Source organism: Mycobacterium sp. (assembly GCF_050700595.1).
Lineage (GTDB): Bacteria > Actinomycetota > Actinomycetes > Mycobacteriales > Mycobacteriaceae > Mycobacterium.
Genome location: NZ_JBOHHI010000160.1, coordinates 1 through 4,980, shown reverse-complemented (window position 1 = coordinate 4,980; position 4,980 = coordinate 1). Strand labels below are relative to the sequence as shown.

The following is a 4,980-nucleotide window of genomic DNA, read 5'->3' as shown; positions in this document are numbered from 1 at the left end:
GCCGGGCGGTCGACGGGTTGTTGGCGCCGCCGCCCACCGACCAGCCGTGGCGGTTGGGGCTTTCGTCCGCGGGCACGTTCGAGAACCTGCAGCTCGAACCCGTGCCCAACGCCGATACGCCGCTGGGCGCCGGCCATGTCCGGGTCGCCACCCGCGCCATGGCCGCCAACTTCCGCGACGTGATGATCACGCTGGGCCTCTATCCCGACGACGACGCGGCCATGGGTGTCGAAGCGTCCGGCATCGTCGTCGAAACCGGCTCGGCCGATTGCCGCTTCGCGGTCGGCGACCGGGTCACCGGGCTCTTCCCGGAAGGCACCGGCAGCATCGCAACCACCGACGAGCGGCTGCTCTTCGACATCCCCGCGGGATGGTCCTACACCGACGCCGCTACGGCGCCGGTGGTTTTCGCCACCGCGCATTACGCGCTGTCCACGCTGGCGGAGGTCAAACCGGGTCAGCGGGTGCTGATTCACGCTGCCACCGGTGGGGTGGGGATGGCGGCGGTGCAGTTGGCCCGGCACTGGGGGCTGGAGGTGTTCGCCACCGCCAGCCACGGTAAGTGGGACAGGTTGCGTTCCATGGGTTTTGACGACGATCACATCGCCGACTCGCGCAGCCTGGATTTCGCGGACAAGTTCTCGACTGTGACCGGTGGACGCGGGATGGATGTGGTGCTGGATTCGCTGGCCGGCGAGTTCGTCGACGCCTCACTGCGGCTGGTCGCCCCGGGCGGAGTCTTCCTGGAGATGGGTAAGGCCGACATCCGCGACCCCGGCGTGGTCGCCCAACAACACCAGCAAGTGCGGTACCGCGCCTTCGACCTCTTCGAGGCCGGCGCAGACCACATCCAGCGGATCCTCACCGACCTCGCCGCGATGTTCGGTGAGCAGTCCCTGCGCCCGTTGCCGGTGACGACATTTGATATCCGGCGGGCCCCCGCGGCGTTGCGGTATCTGAGCCAGGCGCGTCATATCGGCAAGGTCGTGATGACGATGCCCGACGCGTGGGCGGCCGGCACGGTGCTGATCGTCGGCGGCACCGGGATGGCCGGTTCGACGTTGGCGCGTCACGTGGTGAAGCACCGTGGGGCACGGCATGTGACCTTGCTCAGCCGCCGCGGCGCCGAAGCGCCCGCTGCGGCCGGGCTGGTTGCGGAGCTCACCGATGCCGGTGCTGCGGTGCAGGTGCTGGCCTGCGACGCCGCGGATCGAGAAGCACTGGCAAAAGCGGTAGCGCAAATCCCGCCGCAGCATCCGTTGTCGGCGGTGATCCACGTCGCCGGGGCACTCGACGATGCGGTGGTGACGTCGCTGACGGCGGAGCGGGTCGATGCGGTGTTGCGGGCCAAGGTGGATGCGGCGTGGAATCTGCATGAGTTGACCCGGGATACCGATGTGTCGGCGTTCGTGATGTTTTCGTCGATGGCCGGTCTGGTGGGGTCGTCGGGTCAGGCCAACTACGCGGCGGCCAATTCGTTCCTGGACGCCTTGGCGGTGCATCGGCGCTCCCATGGGTTGCCGGCGATCGCGCTGGGTTGGGGCCTGTGGAACCAGGCCAGCGACATGACCGGCGGACTCGCGACCGTCGATTTCGCCCGGTTCGCCCGCGACGGCATCGTGGCCATGTCCTCCGATGAGGCGCTCGGATTGCTCGACACCGCAATGGTGGTCGACGAGCCGTTCCTGCTGCCGGCCCGCATCGATCTGACTGCGTTGCGCGCCAAGCATGACGCCGGCACCCTGCCGCCGATGTTCGTCGACCTGATCAACGCCGCGGCGCGTCGCCAGGTCGATGACTCACTCGCCGCGGCCAAATCGAAATCGGCACTGCTGCAACGGCTGGAGGGTTTACCCGAAGACGAACAGCACGCCGTGCTGCTGGACTTGGTGCGTTCGCACATCGCCACCGTGCTGGGCAACACCACGCCGGAAGCCATCGACCCGGACAAGGCGTTCCAGGAATTGGGCTTCGACTCGCTCACCGCGGTCGAAATGCGGAACCGGCTCAAAGCCGCGACCGGACTGGCACTTTCGCCGACACTCATCTTCGACTACCCGAATTCGGCGGCGCTGGCCGGCTATTTCCGACAGGAACTCCTCGGTGCGCCGACCCAAGAGACGAAGCAGCCGACCGCCGGGGAAGCCGAAATCCAGCGCGCGGTGGCGTCGATTCCGGTCAAGCGCCTTCGCCAGGCCGGAGTGTTGGATCTATTGCTTCGCCTCGCCAACGAAACCAACGGTGCCGGTGCATCGGAGGACCGGGAAAGAAGTCTTGCCGACATGGATCTCGACGACCTGGTGAATGCGGCGTTACTCGACGACGACGAATAGCCAGTGAGAATCACCGTCACCGGGGCGAGCGGGGTGCTCGGCCGAGGTATCGTTACTCGGTTAGTCAACCTGGGCCATGACGTCGTCGGGTTGGCGCTGCACCGACCCGATAGCTGGCCGAGCGCAGCCGAATTCGTGTCGAGCGACATTCGCGATGCGGCTGCGGTCCGGCGCGCCATCGCCGGGGCAGACGTCGTCGCGCACTGCGCCCGGAGCGGTACGTCCAACGTGCTTGACGCGACAGCACAGACGGGCACCGGGCGTATCGTGTTCGCCTCGTCCTCGCACGAAGCCCGTATCGAAACGATGCTCGCCGACTCCGGTGCGCAGTGGGTGGCGATCCGCTCGGCGCTGGTGATTGGCCGCAACGTCGACAACTGGGTACTGCGTGTGCTGGCCCGACCGGTGTTCCCTGACTTGGGCGGATGCATGCAGGTGGTCCACAGCGACGACACGATCCGGTTGCTGCTCCGGGCGATCCTCGACACCGGCATCGACAGCGGCCCGGTCAATCTGGCGGCCCCGGGCGACCTTTCGGTTCGCCGGCTCGCGGCCGCACTCGGCCGGCCTGTGCTGCGGCTCCCAATAGCGACCGAGCTCACCCGGCTGCTGGAGACCCCGCCGATGGACACCTCGCGGCTGCGCGACGACTGGGGATTCACCTGCGCCTGGGCCGCCGATGAATGCGCCGACGATTTTGCACTGGCGGTGCGCGGCCGCGTGTCCTTGGGCCACCGGGTGGTCTCGCTGCCGTGGCAGTTGACCAATGTCCAGGACATTCCGGCGACCGACGCGCCAGCCGCGGACGGAACCGTCCCCGTCCTGGCCGGGCCGGAAGACGGCAACGGGGAGTTCGACACGCCGATCGACCCCCGCTTCCCGACGTTTTTGGCGACCAATTTGTCGGAGGCGCTGCCCGGACCGTTCTCGCCGTCGTCGGCGTCGGTCGCCGTGCGCGGTCTGCGGGCCGGCGGTGTGGAGATCGCCGAGCGACTGCGGCCGGGCGGGCTGATCCAGCACGAGATCGCCACCCGAACTGTCGGGGTGTTCGCCCATCGCCTCTACGGCGCCATCACCGCCGCACATTTCATGGCCGAAGTCGTGCCGTTCGTCAAACCAGCGACGGTCGTCAGCAGCAGCCAGTTCTTCGGACCGAGCCTGGCGTCGCTACCGATATTCGGCGAACAGCGATTACCTGGCGAATCTGGCCGTGCCGCAAAGCTTCTGCGCACGATCCGCAACATCGGGGTATTCGGCGTCAACCTGGTCGGCCTGAGCGCCGGCTCGCCCCGGGACACCCGCGACTACATCGCCGACATCGAGCGGTTGGAGCAACTGGCCGGTGACGACGTCGCAAAGCTCGACGAGCAGCGGCTGCTGAGCCTGATCTTGTTGGCGCGCGACCATGTGGTGCACGGCTGGGTGCTGGCCTCGGGGTCATTCATGCTCTCCGCCGCGTTGAGCCTGATCCTGCGGGGCCTGGCCGGGCGTCACATCGCGCCACCGGCCGGGCCGGAATTGGCCAGCGCGCGGCCGCTCGGCGCGGTGCACCGGCTGGTGGTCGCCGCGCAACGCGACCCGGCCGTGAGTCGCCTGCTCGCCGAGCCGGGCGATCACCTTGACATACTCGCCGCGCAGGCACCGCAATTTCACGCTGCGGTGCTCGCCGAGCTGGCGCTGATCGGGCACCGTGGGCCCGCGGAAGTCGAGATGCTGTCGAGCACCTACGCCGATGATCCCGAGCTGCTGATCCGGATGGTGGCCAAGTCGCTGCACGTTCCCGGGATACCGGAACCGCAGCATCGGCCGATTCCGGTGCAGGCCCGCCCCGTTGCGCTCCTCGCCGCGCGTCAACTCCGCGACCGCGAAGCCCGCCGCGACAAGATGGTGCGCGCGATTTGGGTGCTGCGCAGACTGCTGCGTGAGTACGGGCGCCGACTGGTTGACTCCGGCGTCGTCGACGCGAGCGAGGACGTGTTCTACCTGTTGGTCGACGAACTCGACGCGGTTGGCGCACACACCTCGGAAATCGTCGCGCGCCGCCGTGCCGAACGGCGCAAACTTGCGGCGGTCATTCCGCCCGCGGTCTTCAGCGGCAGCTGGCAAGCCGTCACCGCGTTGGCGACGGTCCTGACCGTCGGCGAGACACTGGGCGGCCTCGGCGTTTGCGGTGGCCGGGTCCGCGGCCGGGTCCGGATCGTGCGGCCCCAGACCATCGATGACCTGGAACCCGGGGAGATCCTGGTCGCGGAAGTCACCGACGTCGGCTACACGGTCGCATTCTCCTATGCGGCGGCTGTAGTGACCGAGCTTGGCGGCCCGATGTCACACGCGGCGGTCGTGGCCCGCGAGTTCGGCGTTCCGTGCGTGGTGGACGTCCACGGAGCCACCCGCCGGCTGCCGCCGGGAGCGCTGGTCGAGGTGGACGGCGGCACCGGGGAAATCCGTGTGCTCGAGTGCAACCGAACGTAATCAAAATGGCGGCGGCTCGTCGCCGCCTTCGGGTGGTGCGGTGCCGGGCGGGGCTAGTTCGCGGGCTTGGGATCGGGCCCGGTGCGTCTGGTGGTTTTGCCGGCGTTGGTCGGCGATGTAGCGGGCGCGGTTTTGGGCTCGGGTGCGCCGCCGCGTGGGCATCATCGCGGTGCGG

2 protein-coding genes are annotated in these 4,980 nt (G+C 68.4%); both read left to right on the top strand.

What is annotated here, in order from left to right; genetic code table 11:
• On the top strand, positions 1-2,333 hold a 2,333-nt coding region (locus ACRDTL_RS14710), incomplete at its 5' end, for a type I polyketide synthase (RefSeq protein WP_431507441.1).
• Positions 2,334-2,336: 3 nt separating this feature from the next.
• A complete protein-coding gene (locus ACRDTL_RS14705) occupies positions 2,337-4,805 on the top strand; it encodes a PEP-utilizing enzyme (RefSeq protein ID WP_431507440.1) in 2,469 nt (822 codons plus the stop codon).
• The last annotated feature ends 175 nt before the right edge of the window (positions 4,806-4,980 follow it).